This window comes from Sphingomonas sp. (assembly GCF_045810705.1).
In the GTDB taxonomy this organism is placed as follows: Bacteria; Pseudomonadota; Alphaproteobacteria; order Sphingomonadales; family Sphingomonadaceae; genus Sphingomicrobium.
In genome coordinates this window covers 98474-114537 of record NZ_JBJMVI010000020.1, presented here as the reverse complement: position 1 = coordinate 114537, position 16064 = coordinate 98474, and the positions used below count along the sequence as shown (strand labels likewise).

11 protein-coding genes and 1 tRNA gene are annotated in these 16064 nt (G+C 67.1%); 6 read left to right on the top strand and 6 right to left on the bottom strand.

Features of this window, described 5'->3' with window-relative positions; all coding sequences use genetic code 11:
• Positions 1-4: 4 nt before the first annotated feature.
• Positions 5-1147 carry an iron-containing alcohol dehydrogenase gene (locus ACJ8FR_RS12445; protein ID WP_407828953.1) on the top strand — a complete coding sequence of 381 codons (1143 nt, stop codon included), beginning with the start codon at positions 5-7 and terminating at the stop codon, positions 1145-1147.
• Positions 1144-1575, top strand: coding sequence for an acyl-CoA thioesterase (locus tag ACJ8FR_RS12440; RefSeq protein WP_407828952.1), 432 nt, complete (start codon positions 1144-1146; stop codon positions 1573-1575). Before ACJ8FR_RS12445 ends, ACJ8FR_RS12440 begins: the two co-directional genes overlap by 4 nt.
• Here the strand turns inward: ACJ8FR_RS12440 and ACJ8FR_RS12435 are convergent.
• A complete protein-coding gene (locus ACJ8FR_RS12435) occupies positions 1568-2530 on the bottom strand; it encodes an NAD(P)H-dependent flavin oxidoreductase (RefSeq protein WP_407828951.1) in 963 nt (320 codons plus the stop codon). The two genes, ACJ8FR_RS12440 and ACJ8FR_RS12435, sit on opposite strands and share 8 nt — an antisense overlap.
• Positions 2527-3528 carry an SDR family NAD(P)-dependent oxidoreductase gene (locus tag ACJ8FR_RS12430; RefSeq protein ID WP_407828950.1) on the bottom strand — a complete coding sequence of 334 codons (1002 nt, stop codon included), beginning with the start codon at positions 3526-3528 and terminating at the stop codon, positions 2527-2529. Before ACJ8FR_RS12430 ends, ACJ8FR_RS12435 begins: the two co-directional genes overlap by 4 nt.
• 53 nt (positions 3529-3581) lie before the next feature.
• Between ACJ8FR_RS12430 and ACJ8FR_RS12425 the strand changes: the two genes are divergently transcribed.
• The 4 genes from ACJ8FR_RS12425 to ACJ8FR_RS12410 are packed head-to-tail and all read left to right on the top strand — an operon-like array spanning position 3582 to position 9812.
• Positions 3582-7118: a hydantoinase B/oxoprolinase family protein gene (locus tag ACJ8FR_RS12425; RefSeq protein WP_407828949.1), complete on the top strand. Its 3537-nt coding sequence runs from the start codon at positions 3582-3584 to the stop codon at positions 7116-7118.
• Positions 7115-7867: a DUF969 domain-containing protein gene (locus ACJ8FR_RS12420; protein ID WP_407828948.1), complete on the top strand. Its 753-nt coding sequence runs from the start codon at positions 7115-7117 to the stop codon at positions 7865-7867. The genes ACJ8FR_RS12425 and ACJ8FR_RS12420 overlap by 4 nt, the downstream gene beginning before the upstream one ends.
• On the top strand, positions 7864-8820 hold the full coding sequence (locus ACJ8FR_RS12415; RefSeq protein ID WP_407828947.1) for a DUF979 domain-containing protein: 957 nt from the start codon (positions 7864-7866) through the stop codon (positions 8818-8820). Before ACJ8FR_RS12420 ends, ACJ8FR_RS12415 begins: the two co-directional genes overlap by 4 nt.
• A complete protein-coding gene (locus ACJ8FR_RS12410; RefSeq protein ID WP_407828946.1) occupies positions 8817-9812 on the top strand; it encodes a DUF2891 domain-containing protein in 996 nt (331 codons plus the stop codon). Before ACJ8FR_RS12415 ends, ACJ8FR_RS12410 begins: the two co-directional genes overlap by 4 nt.
• Here the strand turns inward: ACJ8FR_RS12410 and ACJ8FR_RS12405 are convergent.
• From ACJ8FR_RS12405 to ACJ8FR_RS12390, 4 genes are all read right to left on the bottom strand, one after another.
• Positions 9809-11275, bottom strand: coding sequence for an efflux transporter outer membrane subunit (locus ACJ8FR_RS12405; RefSeq protein ID WP_407828945.1), 1467 nt, complete (start codon positions 11273-11275; stop codon positions 9809-9811). The genes ACJ8FR_RS12410 and ACJ8FR_RS12405 overlap by 4 nt on opposite strands.
• Complete coding sequence (locus ACJ8FR_RS12400) at positions 11272-14460, bottom strand: multidrug efflux RND transporter permease subunit (RefSeq protein WP_407828944.1); 3189 nt, start codon at positions 14458-14460, stop codon at positions 11272-11274. The genes ACJ8FR_RS12405 and ACJ8FR_RS12400 overlap by 4 nt, the downstream gene beginning before the upstream one ends.
• Positions 14461-14463: 3 nt before the next feature.
• The gene (locus tag ACJ8FR_RS12395; RefSeq protein WP_407829118.1) at positions 14464-15669 is read right to left on the bottom strand and encodes an efflux RND transporter periplasmic adaptor subunit; all 1206 of its coding nucleotides are present in this window, start codon (positions 15667-15669) and stop codon (positions 14464-14466) included.
• 198 nt (positions 15670-15867) lie between these two features.
• Positions 15868-15943 (bottom strand) — tRNA-Lys (locus ACJ8FR_RS12390).
• Positions 15944-16064: the final 121 nt, after the last annotated feature.

Here is a 16064-nt window from a genome sequence, read left to right as displayed (position 1 = left end):
GCCGATGCGGCCGTTTACCTTCCATCCCGGACCGCGGCTGCTCGCCGGCCCTGATCAGGCGGAGGCGCTGGCCGAGAAGCTGCCACCAGGCCCATGCCTGCTGGTCACCGACGCGGACCTTGTCCAGCTGGGGATCACGGACGCTTACCGCGACGCAATTGGCAAGGATCGAGAGATCGTCGTCTTCGATGCGGTCGAGGCCGACCCGTCGAAGGAGACGCTGCTCGCCGCGACCGAGGCGGGGCGCTCGGCGCAAGTGGCCTCGGTCGTCGGGCTCGGCGGCGGAAGCCCGATGGATGTCGCCAAGCTCGCAGCCTATCTGCTCGGCTCGGGCGACGAGCTCGACGAGATATGGGGCGTGAATATCGCTCGGGGACGGCGGTTGCCGCTGGCTCTGGTCCCGACCACGGCGGGCACTGGCTCCGAAGCGACTCCGATTTCGGTCATCACCTGCGAGGGGGGGGTCAAGCTCGCGGTCAATTCGCCGCCGCTGATCGCCGATTGGGCGGTGCTCGATGCAAGCCTCACGCTGGGGCTGCCGAAGCACGTCACCGCGGCGACGGGCATCGACGCGATCGTCCATGCGGTCGAAGCCTACACCTCGGCGCGGCTCAAGAACCCGCTTTCGGACGCGCTCGCACGGGAGGCGCTGCGGCTGCTCGCTTCCAACCTGCAGACAGCCATCGAGGAGCCGCGGAACCTGGAAGCGCGCTCGGCGATGCTGCTCGGCGCCCACCTCGCGGGTCTCGCTTTCGCCAACGCGCCCGTGGCCGGAGTCCACGCACTCGCCTATCCGCTGGGCGGGTTGCATCACCTGCCGCACGGGCTGACCAATGCGCTGATGCTGCGCCACGTGCTCGCCCATAATGTCGAGGCCGCGCGGGACCATTATGCCGAGCTTGCCGAGATCATCGAGCCGGACTGCGCGGGGCAGGGGAGCCAGGCGCGCGCCGCGCTGCTGATCGAACGGCTCGACGAGCTTGCGCGGAACAGCGGACTTGCGCTTCGCCTGCGCGATCATGGGATTGCGTTTGAGGAGGCGCCGCGCCTCGCCGAGGAAGCGATGAAGCAGGGCCGCCTGCTGGTGAACAATCCGTGCGAGATCAGCCAGAGCGACGCCCAGCGCCTTTATGAGGCGGCATGGTGAGCCGCGAGGCGCCGGCGGCAAGGTCCGAATTCAAAGCCTGGCGGCGGTTCACGACCCGGTGGGGCGACAATGACGCCTACGGCCACGTCAACAACATCATCTTCTATCAATGGTTCGATAGCGCGGTGAACGGCTGGCTGGTCGACCAGGGGCTACTCGACATCCAGGCCGGCGACCCGATCGCGGTCGTCGCCGAAACGCGGTGCGCCTATCATGCGCCGCTCGAATTTCCGCAGGACGTCGAGGTCGGCCTCGCTGTCGCGCAGCTCGGACGCTCGAGCGTCCGCTACCGCATCGGGGTGTTCGCGGTCGGCATGGAGCAGGCCGCCGCGCAGGGCGAGTTCGTCCACGTTCTGGTCGACCGCGCGACCCGGCGGCCGGTCGATGTGCCGAACAATTGGCGCAGCGCGCTGGAGGCGATCAGCTAGCGCAGAGCCTCTTCCTGGCCGCCGCATATTGCTCGGCGAGCAGGTCGACATAGGCCGCGACCGGCCGCACTTGGTCGACCACGCCGATACCCTGGCCCGAGCCCCAGATGTCCTTCCACGCCTTGGACTTGGACGATCCTCCGGAACCGAACTTCATGGTGTCGAGGCTGCCGGCGGCGAGAGCGTCGGGATCGAGTCCAGCACTGACGATCGACGAGCGCAGATAATTGCCGTGAACCCCGGTGAAGAGGTCGGAATAGACGATGTCGGCAGCGCCGCCGTCGACGATCGCCTGCTTGTAGCCGTCGGGCGCGTTGGCTTCCTCGGTGGCGATGAACGATGAGCCGACGTAGGCAAGGTCGGCCCCTGCGGCCTGCGCCGCCAGCACGGCGCCGCCGTTGGCGATCGCGCCCGAGAGGACCAACGGCCCGTCAAACCACATGCGGATTTCCTGGATCAGCGCGAAGGGCGACCAGCGTCCGGCATGCCCGCCGGCGCCGGCGGCGACGGCGATGACCCCGTCGGCGCCTTTCTCGACCGCCTTGCGGGCGAAGCGGTCGTCGATCACGTCGTGGAGCGTGATCCCGCCCCACGAATGGACGGCGTCGTTGAGCTCCACTCGGGCACCGAGCGAGGTGATGACGATCGGCACCTTCCACTTGGCGCAGACCTGCATGTCATGTTCGAATCGGTCGTTCGAGCGGTGGACGATCTGGTTGACTGCGAACGGCGCGGCCGGGCGTTCAGGGTGGTCGCGGTCCCACGCCGCCAGTGCCTCGGTGATCTCATGCAGCCATTCGTCGAGCAGCTCAGCCGGACGCGCGTTCAGCGATGGGAAGCTGCCGACGATCCCGCTGGTGCACTGGGCGATGACCAGCTTGGGGTTCGACACGATGAACATCGGCGAGCCGATGACCGGGATCCGCAGCCCGTCGAGGATGGGCGGCAGGCTCACCGGATGCTGTGATAGTCGCGATACCAGGCGACGAACCGCGGAACGCCCTCGTCGATGCTGGTCGCCGGCTTGAAGCCGTGGTCGCGCTCGATGGCGCTGATGTCGGCGAAGGTTTCGCGAACGTCGCCGATTTGCATCGGCTTGGGGTCGAGCAGCGCCTTGCGCCCGGTCTCCTGCTCCAAAAGCTCGACCACACGCATCAGGTCCTCGCTGCGGCTGTTGCCGATATTGTAGATGGCGTGGGGGCTGGTGCTGCCGCCGGCCTTGACCTCGCCATCGTCGCGCGGCGGTCCATCGAGGCACGCGACCACGCCACTGACGATATCGTCGATATAGGTGAAGTCGCGCCGCATCTCGCCGCCGTTGAACAAGGGCAAAGGCTCGCCGGCGTAGAGCGCCTTGACGAAGATCCACATCGCCATGTCCGGTCGTCCCCACGGCCCATAGACGGTGAAGAAGCGTAGCCCTGTGAGCGGCAGGCGATAGAGGCTCGCATAGCTCTCGCTCAGCAATTCATCCGCTTTCTTGGTCGCCGCATAGAGCGACAGCGGATGGTCGACCCGGTCCTCGACCCGAAACGGCAGGCTCTTGTTGCCGCCATAGACCGACGATGAGGAGGCGTAGACCATGTGCCGCGCCCGCCGGTGCCGGGCGAGCTCGAGCATGTTGCAATGGCCGACGAGGTTCGACTGGACGTAGGCTTGCGGGTTTTCGAGGCTGTAACGGACGCCCGCCTGCGCGCCGAGATGGACGATTCCGTCGATCTCGATCGTGTCGGTGAAGGACTTGAGCGCATCGGCATCGGCGAAGTCGAGCCGCTCGAAGCGGAAGCGGTTGCCGAACTGCTGCTGCAGCTGCGTCAGCCGTGCCTGTTTGAGCCGGGGGTCGTAATAGTCGTTCAGGCTATCGATCCCGACGACCTCGCCGCCGCGCTCGAGCAGCGCGCGCGATGTCGCCGCGCCGATGAACCCCGCAGCCCCCGTGACCAGAACAGCCATGGCCGCCCCATAGGGGGTGCAGTCAGGAGCGCAAAGGCCCTAGAGCGGCCCGCGTGAATCATTCATGGAGCTTCGCCATCGATCGCGGCGGCACCTTTACCGACGTGGTTGCGCGCGCGTCGGACGGCCGGGTGCGGGTCGAAAAACTGCTGTCCGAGAACCCTCGTCAGTATGAGGATGCCGCGCTGGAGGCCATCCGGCGGGTTCTGACCGAGGAAGGCGGCACCGTCGCGGAGGTTCGGATGGGCACCACAGTCGCGACCAACGCCTTGCTCGAACGCAAGGGCGAGCGCGTGGCGCTGGCGACCACCCGCGGCTTCGGCGATGCCTTGCGGATCGGCTATCAGGCCCGACCCGACATCTTCGCGCGGCACATCGTGTTGCCGTCGATGCTTTACGAGAGGGTGGTGGAGGTCGACGCGCGGGTCACTGTCGACGGCGGCGTGCTCGTCCCGCTGGACCAAGCGCGGGCGCGGGAGGCGCTCCAGTCAGTTCGGGAGAGCGGCATCGACGCGCTCGCGATCATCCTGATGCACGGCTGGCGCTATCCGGATCATGAGGCGCGGCTGGCGGCAATCGCGAGTGACCTCGGTTTTTCGCAGGTCTCGGTCAGCCACGAGGTCGCGCCGCTGATCAAGCTTGTCGGTCGCGGCGACACGACAGTCGTCGACGCCTACCTCTCCCCGGTGCTGCGCCGCTACGTCGACCGTGTCGCCGCGGGGCTGCCGAAGGGCACCGATCTTCACTTCATGCAGTCGAACGGCGGGCTTGCCGAGGCGACCGCTTTCCGCGGCAAGGACGCAATCCTGTCCGGTCCGGCCGGCGGCGTCGTCGGCATGGTTGCGGCAAGCGCCCCGCACGAGGCGCGGCAGCTGATCGGCTTCGACATGGGCGGCACCTCGACCGATGTGTCGCATTACGCCGGCCAGTTCGAACTTGCCGAGGAGAGCGTAGTCGCGGGCGTCCGGATCCGTGCGCCGATGATGCAGATCCACACGGTCGCTGCAGGGGGCGGGTCGATCTGCCGGTTCGACGGGATGCGCTTCCGCGTCGGCCCGGAGAGCGCCGGGGCGAACCCCGGCCCAGCCTGCTACCGCAACGCCGGACCGCTGACCGTCACCGACTGCAACCTGTTCCTCGGTCGCATCGACCCGGCACAGTTTCCCGCCGTGTTCGGACCCGGCGGCAACCAGCCGCTCGACAAGGATGCATCCACTATGCGCCTGCAGGAGGTCGCGGATCAGCTCCGCGGCGCGAAGAGCCTCGAGGAGATCGCCGAGGGATTCCTCGACATTGCGGTCGACAATATGGCCGCCGCGATCCGAAAGATCTCGATCGCGCGCGGGCACGACGTGACCCGCTATACGCTCGCCTGCTTCGGCGGTGCCGGTGGTCAGCACGCGTGCCGGGTCGCCGACGCGCTCGGCATGGAGCGGATCCTGATCCACCCGCTCGCCGGCGTGCTCTCGGCCTATGGCATCGGCATCGCCGACGTGAAGGCGATCCGCGAGACGAGCTGGCTGAGGCCGCTCGGGGAGGATTTCTCCGGAGCGCTGAGCGAGCTCGAACAGCGGGCAAGCGTCGCGCTGATCGAGCAGGGGCTGCACGGCGAGCGGATCGAGCTGTTGCGCCGAGCGCGCCTGCGCACGGCTGGCAGCGACACCACGCTCGAGATCGGCATTGCAGCGCCCGCAGACATGCGAGCGACCTTCGCCGAACTTCACCGCCGCCGCTTCGGTTATTGGGAAGAGGACGCGGAGGTCGTCGTCGACGCGCTGGTGGTTGAGGCGGTCGGCAAATCCTCCCCGGAACGGGGAGGTGGCAGCTCCGAAGGAACTGACGGAGGGGGCCCCCTCCACCAAGCTGCGCATGGTCCCCCTCCCCGTTCCGGGGAGGAATTCATCGGGCCGGCCCTCATCTTCGACCCGACCTCGACCATCGTCGTTGAGCCGGGCTGGCGGGCTCAACGCGCCGGTGACGGCACGCTCGTCCTCACCCGCGCTGTTCCGCTGGACCGCGCCAAGGCAATCGGGACCGACGTCGACCCGGTGCGGCTCGAGATTTTCAACAATTTGTTCATGGCCATCGCCGAGGAGATGGGGGTCGCGCTGCAATCCACCGCGACCAGCGTCAACATCAAGGAACGGCTCGACTTCTCCTGCGCGATTTTCGACGCGGATGGCGCGCTGATCGCCAACGCGCCGCACATCCCCGTGCACCTCGGCTCGATGGGCGAGAGCATCCGCACGATCATCGACACCCGCGCCCAGGGGCGGGACGGTCGCGGCATCCGCAGCGGCGATGCCTATGTCCTCAACGACCCCTATCGCGGCGGCACGCATCTGCCGGACATCACGGTGATCGTGCCGGTCTTCTATGGTGACGAGGCCGAGCCTTCCGCATTCGTGGCGGCGCGCGGCCACCATGCCGACATCGGGGGGATTGCGCCGGGGTCGATGCCGCCGGACAGCCGCAGCATCGACCAGGAAGGCGTGCTGATCGACAATGTCCTGCTGGTCGACGAGGGCCATTTTTGCGAGGCGGAGATGCGCGCGCTGCTCGGCTCGGGTGAGTGGCCGGCGCGCAGCCCCGACCGCAACATCTCCGACCTGAAAGCCCAGCTTGCCGCCTGCGTCCGCGGCGCGGAAGTGCTCGCCGCGACGGCGCGCGATTACGGGCCGGAGGTCGTATCCGCCTACATGCGCCACGTGCTGGCCAATGCCGAGGAATCGGTGCGCCGGCTGCTCGGCCGGTTGGACGACGGCGAGTTCGACTATGAGATGGACAATGGAGCGCATGTCCGGGTGAAGATCAGCATCGACAAGGCGGCGCGCGCGGCGACCTTCGATTTCACCGGCACGAGCGAACAGCTCGACGACAATTTCAACGCGCCGCGTTCGATCGCCCGGGCCGCCTCGCTCTATGTCGTCCGCACGCTGATCGACGACGCGATCCCGATGAACGAGGGCTGCCTGCGGCCGATCGAGCTGATCGTTCCCGAAGGCTCGATGCTCAACCCGCGCTTTCCCGCCGCGGTCGTCGCGGGCAATGTCGAGACTAGCCAGGTCGTCACCGATGCATTGTTTGCGGCAACGGGCCGCCTCGCGCCGAGCCAGGGGACGATGAACAACTTCACCTTCGGCAACGCGCAGCACCAATATTATGAAACGATCGCGGGAGGATCCGGAGCGGGGCCGGACCATGACGGGACGAGCGCGGTCCAGACCCACATGACCAACAGCCGCCTGACCGATCCCGAAATCCTCGAGACGCGGTTGCCGGTGAGGCTCGATCAATTCGCGATCCGGCGCGGTTCGGGCGGGGAGGGCGCACACCGCGGAGGCGACGGAGTCGTCCGCGCCGTGACCTTCCTCGAGCCGATGCGCGCCAATATCCTCGCCAACCGCCGCCGCGTGCCGCCCCGGGGGATCAATGGCGGGGCGGACGCTCAAGCCGGCCGCAACTGGGTCGAACGCACCGACGGCGCCGTCGAAATGCTGAGCGCGACCGCTTATGCCGAAGTGCAGGCGGGCGACCGGTTCGTGATCGAGACGCCGGGCGGCGGCGGGTTTGGGAGCAAAAGCGAATGATCGATTATTGGCCGCTGCTTGGCATCGCGCTGGTTGTCATCGGTTTCGCGCTGCGCTTCAATCCGCTGCTGGTGGTCGCGGTCGCGGCGATCGTCACCGGCTTGCTTGGCCATATGCCGTTCCTGAAAGTGCTCGGCACGCTCGGCCACGGCTTTAACGAGAACCGCTACGTCTCGATCATCTGGATCGTCCTGCCGGTCATCGGCTTGCTCGAACGCTATGGGCTGCAGGAGCGGGCGCGCACGTTGATCGCCAATATGCGCGGTGCGACCACGGGACGGCTGCTGCTGCTCTACCTCGGGCTCCGCCAGATCCTCGCTGCGTTGGGCCTGACCTCGGTCATGGGCCAGGCGCAGACCGTGCGGCCGTTGCTTGCGCCGATGACGCTTGCCGCTGCCGAGAAGCAGCACGGCGAACTCGACGATCGGACCGACCAGCGGATCAAGGCCATGTCTGCGGCGACCGACAATGTCGGGCTGTTCTTCGGCGAGGATATCTTCCTGGCGATTGCATCGATCCTGCTCATTCAGGGCGCGCTCGCCGGCTTCGGTATTCAGCTTACGCCGTTCCAGCTGTCGGTCTGGGCGATCCCGAGCGCGATCTGCGCCTTCCTGATCCACGGCACGCGCCTGCTGCTGCTCGATCGATCTTTAAGTCGTCACCCCCGCGAAAGCGGGGGCCCCGCTTCCTTCAGCGGAAGTGAACAAGAAGAGCGGGGTTCCCGCTTTCGCGGGAATGACGAAGGATGATCAACCTCCACTGGCTCTACGTGCTCGCCGCAGCGGTGTTTGCCGGTTTCGCGATTGGCAGCGCGCGCGACGAGACCAATGCGAAGCGTTGGGGCAATGCTACCTTCTGGAGCCTGCTGACGGTCAGCTTCTGGTTCGGCGATTTCCTCGGCGATCTCGGCAATGGCGTGCTGGTGCTCGCGCTCGTCGGCATTGCCGGCGCACATTTGATCGGCCGCGGGTCCAAGGAATCGACCAGCGCGGAAGAACGCCGGCATTTCTCCGAACGCTACGGCAACAAGCTGTTCCTTCCCGCGCTGCTGATCCCGTTCACGGCGTTCGTCGGCACATTGCTGTTCAATTACACGCCGCTCAAGGACACGGGCCTGCTCGATCCCAAGGCGGTCACTTTGGTGCTGCTGGGTACGGGCGTGATCTTCGCTCTCTTCACCTGTCTAGTGTGGCTGAAACCGCCGCCGATCGCGCCCGTCGAGGAAGGCAGCCGTCTGATGAATGCTGTCGGATGGGCAGCAGTCTTGCCGCAGATGCTGGCGGCGCTCGGCGCGATCTTCGCCGCGGCGGGCGTCGGCACGACCATCGGCGCGCTCGTCGGGGCGGTCATCCCCCAGGGCAGCGTGTTCCTCGCGGTGCTGGTTTACGCACTCGGCATGGTCGTGTTCACGATGATCATGGGCAACGCCTTCGCCGCATTCCCGGTGATGGCGGCGGCCATCGGAGTCCCGATCCTGATCCACGCGGACGGCGGCAACCCTGCGGTGATCGGCGCGGTCGGGATGCTCGCCGGCTTTTGCGGGACGTTGATGACGCCCATGGCGGCCAACTTCAACATCGTCCCCGCCGCACTGCTGGAGCTCAAGGATCAATATGGCGTGATCCACGCGCAGGTGCCGACCGCGCTGGCGCTGCTCGCGGCAAACATCCTCATCCTCTACGTCGCCGGGTTCCATCTGTGAGCAAGCTCGACGCTAGGCTTGCCTCGCAAATGGCGGGGATCGCGCTCGGGCACGTGACCCGCGAATATCCGAACAAGCTCGATCATCTGCTGACGAGCGACGCCGACCTGGCTTCGCCGCGGACGCTTCATCCGATCTTCTTCGGCAGCTTCGACTGGCACAGCTGCGTCCATGGCTGGTGGACGTTGCTGACTCTGGGACGGCTGTTTCCGCGCATCGACGAGGCTCAGGCCATCACCAGGCTCGCGGACAGCAGCTTCACGGCGGAGAAGGTTGCCGCCGAGCTCGCCTATTTGGACCGCCCGTCGAGCCGCGGCTTTGAACGGCCTTATGGCTGGGCGTGGCTGTTGTACCTGCACCTCGAAGCGGCTCGGCACGCGGCGGGGTGGGGCGACGCGCTGGAGCCTCTTGCTCGCGCCTTCGCCGAACGGCTGAGCGCGTACCTGGAGGTGATGACCTATCCGATCCGCGTCGGGACGCATTTCAACACTGCGTTCGCGCTGATCCTGTCGCTCGAATGGGCGGACGCGTTCGATCCGGCGCTTGCGGCGGCGATCCGCGGCCGCGCGCTGCACTGGTTCGGCGCCGACCGCGACTGCCAGGCGTGGGAGCCCGGCGGCGACGAATTCCTCTCGCCGGCGTTGATCGAGGCCTTGTGCATGGCGCGCGCGCATCCGGCTTTGTTCCCGGCATGGTTTGGCGAGTTTCTACCGCGCGTTGCGAGCCGGGAGCCCGCCACCCTGTTCGCAGCCGCGGTCGTCAGCGACCGCAGCGACGGCAAGATCGCCCATCTCGACGGCCTGAACCTCAGCCGCGCGTGGTGCTGGCGCGGGATCGCGCCGCTGCTTCCGCCGGCCGGGCGCGCGGCCGCCGGGAGCGCCGCCGACACGCACCTTGCCGCGGCGCTGCCGCACATCGCCGGCGATTATATGGGCGAGCATTGGCTGGCGAGCTTCGCATTGCTCGCGCTGCTCGTTTCGGACGCGAGCTAAGGCCGGGGGGCCAATGTTGGCGTGCACAGCGCCGATGTCGCGGCTGCCGACCGGTCGCCGGGAAGCGGCTGGCACACCGGCGTCGCCTGGAGGAACGCATCGCCCCCGATCGACTGGTAAGTGGTGACGAGATTCTGCGCCGCGGTGAGCTTGGTCAGCACCATCTGCTGCTGCGCAGAATAATAAGACCGCTGGGCGACGAGCACGGTCAGGAACGGATCGATGCCGGCGCGGTAGCGCGCTTCGGTCAGTGTATAGTTGTCGGCCGCCGCGGCTTGGTTGCGCTGAACCGCTGCGATTTCATCGTTGATCGTGCCCCGCCGAGCCAGCGCGTCGGCGACGTCGCGGAACGCGGATTGGATCGCGCGCTGATAAATGGCGACCGCGGCGTTGCGCTGCGCTTCGCTCAGCCGCACGTTGGCGTGACCGGCGCCCGACTGGAAGATCGTGTAGCTCGCATCGGCGCCCGCGCTCCAGCCGAAGGCGCCGCCGGTGAACAGCTTGAGCAGCGCGCTGCTGGCAAAGCCGAGCAGGCCGGTGAGCGTGATTCGCGGGAACAGGGCCGCGCGCGCGGCACCGATCTGGGCGTTGGCGGCGCGCAGCTGATATTCCGCCTGGAGGACGTCGGGCCGCCGCAGCAGCACATAGGAGTCGAGGCCGGAGGGAACGGGGGCGATCTTGCCGAACGCTTCGTCAATCGAGCCCGCGAGCAGCCTGGCGTCGATCGGCGCACCGACCAGCAGCTGCAAGGCGTTGACATCCTGGGCGACCGCGGTGCGTTGGCGCGCGAAGTCCGCTTGCGCGCTGGCCAAAATCTGCTCGGCCTGGTCGAGGTCGGTGCGCGGCGCGATTCCGCCTTCGAGCCGCATCCGCGTCAGCTGCACGCTCTTCTGAGCGCTCGCCGCCGTCTGCTCGGCGATCAGGCGCAGGCTCGAATCCGCCGCATAGTCGAGCCAGGCCGCGGCAACATTGGCGACCAGCACAAGCCGGGTCGCGCGGGCGCCCGCCTCGGTCGCGAGATAGCGCTCGAGCTGCACATGGGTGAGAGAACGCACGCGGCCGAACAGGTCGAGCTCGAAGCTCGGAACCTGGACTCCGGCATTGTAGTTCGCGTTCACGCCGTTTGACCGGTCACCGCTGACGGTGACCCCGGCGCCGGCATTGACGGTCGGCAACAGCTGCGCCCGCTGGATATGATATTGCTCGCGCGCGGCGGCGATGTTCGCGGCGGCGATCATCAGGTCGCGGTTGTTGGCGAGCGCCTCGGTGATCAGCGTCTGGAGGCGAGGGTCTTGAAAGACCTGGCTGTAGGTGACGACCGGAAGTCCGATCTCCGCCTGGGCAAGATAGGGATCCCCGACCGGCCACGATGCAGGAATGGCGGGATCGGGCCGCGCGTATTTGGGCTCCATCGTCGAGCAGGCGCTCGCGGCCAGCGCGAGGATCGCGGCCGCGCGCCTCATGTCTGGGCCTCGCGCCGCTGGCGCAGGCGTTCGCGAAGGGCCTTCATGCCGTCGCGGACGCTTCGCCGGACCAGCACGAAGAAGAACGGAATGTAGAAGATCGCGAGCATTGTCGCGGTCAGCATGCCGCCGATGACCGCGGTGCCGATCGCGATCCGGCTGTTCGCGCCCGCGCCGGTCGAAATCGCCAGCGGCAACATGCCGAAAATGAAGGCGAAGCTCGTCATCAGGATCGGCCGCAGGCGGATCCGCGCGGCCTCGATCGCCGCGTCGATCACGCGCTGACCCTGGCGTTCGGCCCGCTCGGCGAACTCGACCATCAGGATCGCGTTCTTGGCCGACAAGCCCATCGTGGTGATCAGCCCGACCTGCAGATAGACATCGTTCTGCAGGCCGCGCAGCGTGACGAAAAAGATCGAACCCAACAGGCCAAGGGGAATGACGAGCAGCACCGCGACCGGGATCGACCAGCTCTCGTAGAGCGCGGCGAGACACAGGAAGACGACGACGATCGCGACTGCGTAGAGTATCGGCGCCTGGCCCGACGACAGGCGCTCCTGGTACGATTGGCCGGCCCAGGCAACGCTGATGCCTGGGACGCTGCTGGCAAGGGCCTCGATGATGTTCATCGCCTGACCCGAGCTCACCCCCGGGGCGCCCTGGCCGTTCAGCTCGAAGGAGGGATAACCGAGGAAGCGCGACGAGCTGGTCGGGGTCGTGATCCACGAAGTCTGAGCGAACGACGAGAAGGGCACCATGCCGCCCTGGCCGTTGCGCACGAACCATTGGTCGATATCGTTGGGCTGCGAGCGGAAGGGCGCGTCGCCCTGGACGTAGACCCGCTTGACTCGGCCGCGGTCGATGAAGTCGTTGACGTAGCGTCCGCCCCAGGCCGTGGAGAGGGTGCTGTTGACGTCCGCGGCGTTGACCCCGAGCGTGGCGACGCGCTGCTCGTCGATGTTGACCTTGAGGCTGGCGACATCGGGAAGCTCGCTGAGACGGACGGACGCCAGGCGCGGATTGCCCGAGGCTGCGCCGAGCAGGCGGTCGCGCGCCGCTGCAAAATCCTCCGCGCTCATGCCGCCGGTGTTCATCATCTCCATCGTGAAGCCGCTGGACTGGCCGAGGCCGCGGATCGCACCGGGCACGAGCGCGAACACCTGCGCGTCGCGAAGGCCGCGGAAGGCGCCGGAGGCGCGCTGCACGATGGCATCCGCGTTGTTTTTGGAACCTTTTCGCTGGGCGTAGTCGGCGAGGTTGATGAACGCCTGACCGGTGTTTTGCCCGGCCGCTCCCTGGCCGCCGCCCGCGACTGTGAAATAGGTCTTCACGTTCCGCTTCTCGGGACCGTGGAGGAAATAATCCTCGACCGAACGCTGGACTTGCAGCGTCCGGGTCATCGTCGCTCCGGACGGAAGTCGGAACTGGACCAGCGCCGCGCCCTGGTCCTCGCTCGGCAGGAACCCGGTCGGCAGGCGGAAGAAGAGCAGGACGAGCAGCGCGAAAACCCCGGCGTAGATTCCGAGGAACAGCCATTTGCGGTCGACGACACGCTGCACCGAGGCAACGAACCAGTCCCGGAACCGATCGAACGAGTCATTGAACTTGACCCGCGCCCGCTCGAGCGAATGGGCGAGAGCAGGCGCGCGCCGGCCAAGCCAGGTCTGTTCGACCGTGGCGTGCTGACGCCGCAGCAGGTTGGCCGCGATCGCCGGGCTGAGCGTCAGGGCAATGAATACCGAGAGCGCCATCGCCGAGACGATCGTCGCCGAGAACTGACGGTAGATGACGCCGGTCGACCCGCCGAAGAACATCATCGGCAGGAACACCGCGGAGAGCACTAGGGCGATCGCGATCAGCGCCATCTGGATCTGCTCCATCGACGCGATGGTCGCGTCGCGCGGAGTCATTTCGGGATTCTCTTCCATCAGCCGCTCGACGTTCTCGACCACGACGATGGCGTCGTCGACCAGCAGGCCGGTCGCGAGCACGAGCCCGAACAGGGTCATGGTGTTGATCGAGAATCCGAGTGCGTCGAGGATCCCGAACGTGCCGAGGAGCACGACAGGGACGGCGATGAACGGGATCAGGGTCGCCCGCCAACTCTGCAGGAACACGAACATGACGAGGACGACGAGCAGGATCGCCTCGAACAGGGTCTTCACGACTTCGCGGATCGACAGCTTGATGAAGTTGGTCGTGTCGTTGGCGAACGCATAGTCGTAGCCGGCCGGCATGCGGGGGGCGATCTCGGTGACCTTTTGCTTGACCAGGTCGGCGGTCCGCAGCGCATTGGCGCCGGGCTCGAGCGAGATTCCGATGCCGGCGCCAGGATGGCCGTTGGCGCGGATTCGTGCCGAGTAATTGTCGGCGCCGAGCTCGACCCGCCCGACGTCGCCGATCAGCACGCGCGCGCCGGAGGGATCGGATTTGAGCACGATGTTGCGGAACTGCTCCGGGGTCTGCAGGCGCGACTGGGCGGTGACCGTCGCATCGAGCATCTGGCCTTCGGGCTGCGGGAGGCCGCCGATCTCGCCCGCCGCGACTTCGGTATTCTGATTCTGTACCGCCGTGACGACATCGCTTGGAACCAGGCCGAAGCTCGCCAGCTTGTGGGGATCGAGCCAGATGCGCATCGCATAGGACGAGCCGAAGACGTTGACGTCGCCGACTCCGGGCACGCGCGAAAGCTCGTCCTGCATGTTGGTCGTCAGCCAGTCGGACACGTCGAAGTTCGTGCTGCGGTCAGTCCGGTCGTAGATTGCGACGATCAGCAGCAGGTCCGGCGCGCCCTTGGTCACGGTCACGCCCTGCTGCTGCACCTGAGCCGGCAGGCGGGCGATCGCCTGCTGAATCTTGTTCTGGACCTGGACCTGCGCGATGTCCGGATTGACGCCTTTCTGAAACACCGCGCTGATGCTGACCTGCCCGCGCGCGGTCGACGACGACTGAAAATATAGCAGCCCGTCGATGCCGGTGAGCTGGCGCTCGAGCACCTGGGTCACGCTGCTTTCGAGAGTCGCCGCCGACGCGCCTGGATAAGTCGCGCGGACGTTGATCTGGGTCGGCGCGACGTCCGGATACTGAGCGACCGGCAAGGAGGCGATCGCGCCGATGCCCATCAGCATGATGATGATCGCGATCACCCAGGCGAAGATCGGGCGATCGATGAAGATCTTCGACATCCGCTAGCCGCTCTGACGCGAGTTCTTCATCGCCCCTGGCGGCGGCGCCTTCACCCGTTGCGGCGCGCTCGCCGGCACAGGCTTCACCGGCGCGCCGTCCTTGAGGTTCGCGGTGCCCTGCGTGATCACTTTCTCGCCAGGCGCAAGCCCGCCGGTGACCACCCAGTTGGTGCCGATCGTGCGATCGGCCTGGACCGTGCGCTGGACTGCACGGTTGCCCGGCCCGACGACGAACAGGGTCGCATTGCCTTGCGGATCGCGAGCGATCGCCTGCTGCGGCACGAGGATTGCCGAGGTCTGGACCGCCTGCGCGAATCGCGCGGTCACATACATCCCCGGCAGGAGAATCGACTGCGGGTTGGGGAAGCGCGCGCGGATCGTGACCGAGCCGGTGCCCTGGTCGACGATGACCTGGCTGAATTCCACGGTCCCGGTGAAGCCGTAATCGGATCCGTCAGGGAGCGTTAAACGAACCTGCGCGGAGGTCGGAACCGCGCCGCCCTGCGCCAGCGCCTGCCGCAGCTTGAGCAGGTCGGCGGCGGATTGCTGGATGTCGACAAACACCGGGTCGAGCCGCGTGATCGTGGCCAGCGCGCCGACCTGGTTGGCGGTGACCAGGGCGCCTTCGGTGACGTTCGACAGCCCGATGCGGCCGGTGATCGGCGCCGGCACGCGGGTGAAGTGCATGTTGACTTGGGCCGCCCTCAGCGCGGCGCTGTTCTGCGCGACCGCGGCGTCGGCCTGCCGCGCCTGGGCGACCGCATCGGTATAATCCTGCTTGGCGATCGCCTCCATTTTCGCCAGCGGCGCATAGCGCGAGGCGCGGGTCCTGGCGGCAACGGCGCTGGCACGCGCGCTCTGGAGGTTCGCGGCGGCCTGGGCCTGCTGCGCGGCATAGATGCTGGGGTCGATCTGGTAGAGCGTCTGGCCCTGCCGGACGATCGCGCCCTCCTGGAACAGCCGCCGCTGCACGACGCCGGAGACCTGCGGGCGGACATCGGATACCTGGAAGGCGGACACGCGGCCGGGCAGCACCTGCTGCAGCGGCGCACTGCCCTGCTGGACGACGACGTAGCCGACGGTGGCCGGTCCGCCCGGACCGCCGCGCCCGCCGCGTCCGCCGGCTTGCTGGTTACCCCCGCCGCCGCCGCCGCCGCACGCGGCGAGCAGCAAGGTCAGTGACAGAGTTGCGCCGAGGCGCTGGCGCATCGCGCGGGAATGATTCACAGAGGCGGCCAATTCCGGTTGTCGCTACGGATTGCAAGTCCTGACCGCCAGTGACGCCGGGACATGAACATCGGCGGGCCGCTAGGTTAACTTTCGTAAGTGTTGTGAGTTCCTTCGACGAACGGGCCGGCGCAGCCGACCAAGGGATATGCGGCTGGTCGTCGGGAATCCTCGGGGAAGTGGTGGACGCACTAGGGCTCGAACCTAGGACCCGCTGATTAAGAGTCAGCTGCTCTACCAACTGAGCTATGCGTCCACACGGGGGCAGATGCCGGGCGCGTTGTCGCCGGGCAAGGCGCGGGCCGGTAGCATGGGCGTATCTGGTGCGCAACCGGCTGACCTTCAAGCCGGCTCCGACCTGTTCTAAGGCTCGCTGA

Bases quoted from the DNA above. Each gene is read 5' to 3' on its own strand.
- ACJ8FR_RS12445 (WP_407828953.1), top strand. From the start codon at position 5: ATGCGGCCGTTTACCTTCCATCCCGGACCGCGGCTGCTCGCCGGCCCT.
- ACJ8FR_RS12430 (WP_407828950.1), bottom strand. From the start codon at position 3,528: ATGGCTGTTCTGGTCACGGGGGCTGCGGGGTTCATCGGCGCGGCGACA.
- ACJ8FR_RS12420 (WP_407828948.1), top strand. From the start codon at position 7,115: ATGATCGATTATTGGCCGCTGCTTGGCATCGCGCTGGTTGTCATCGGT.
- ACJ8FR_RS12415 (WP_407828947.1), top strand. From the start codon at position 7,864: ATGATCAACCTCCACTGGCTCTACGTGCTCGCCGCAGCGGTGTTTGCC.
- ACJ8FR_RS12405 (WP_407828945.1), bottom strand. From the start codon at position 11,275: ATGAGGCGCGCGGCCGCGATCCTCGCGCTGGCCGCGAGCGCCTGCTCG.
- ACJ8FR_RS12400 (WP_407828944.1), bottom strand. From the start codon at position 14,460: ATGTCGAAGATCTTCATCGATCGCCCGATCTTCGCCTGGGTGATCGCG.
- ACJ8FR_RS12395 (WP_407829118.1), bottom strand. From the start codon at position 15,669: ATGCGCCAGCGCCTCGGCGCAACTCTGTCACTGACCTTGCTGCTCGCC.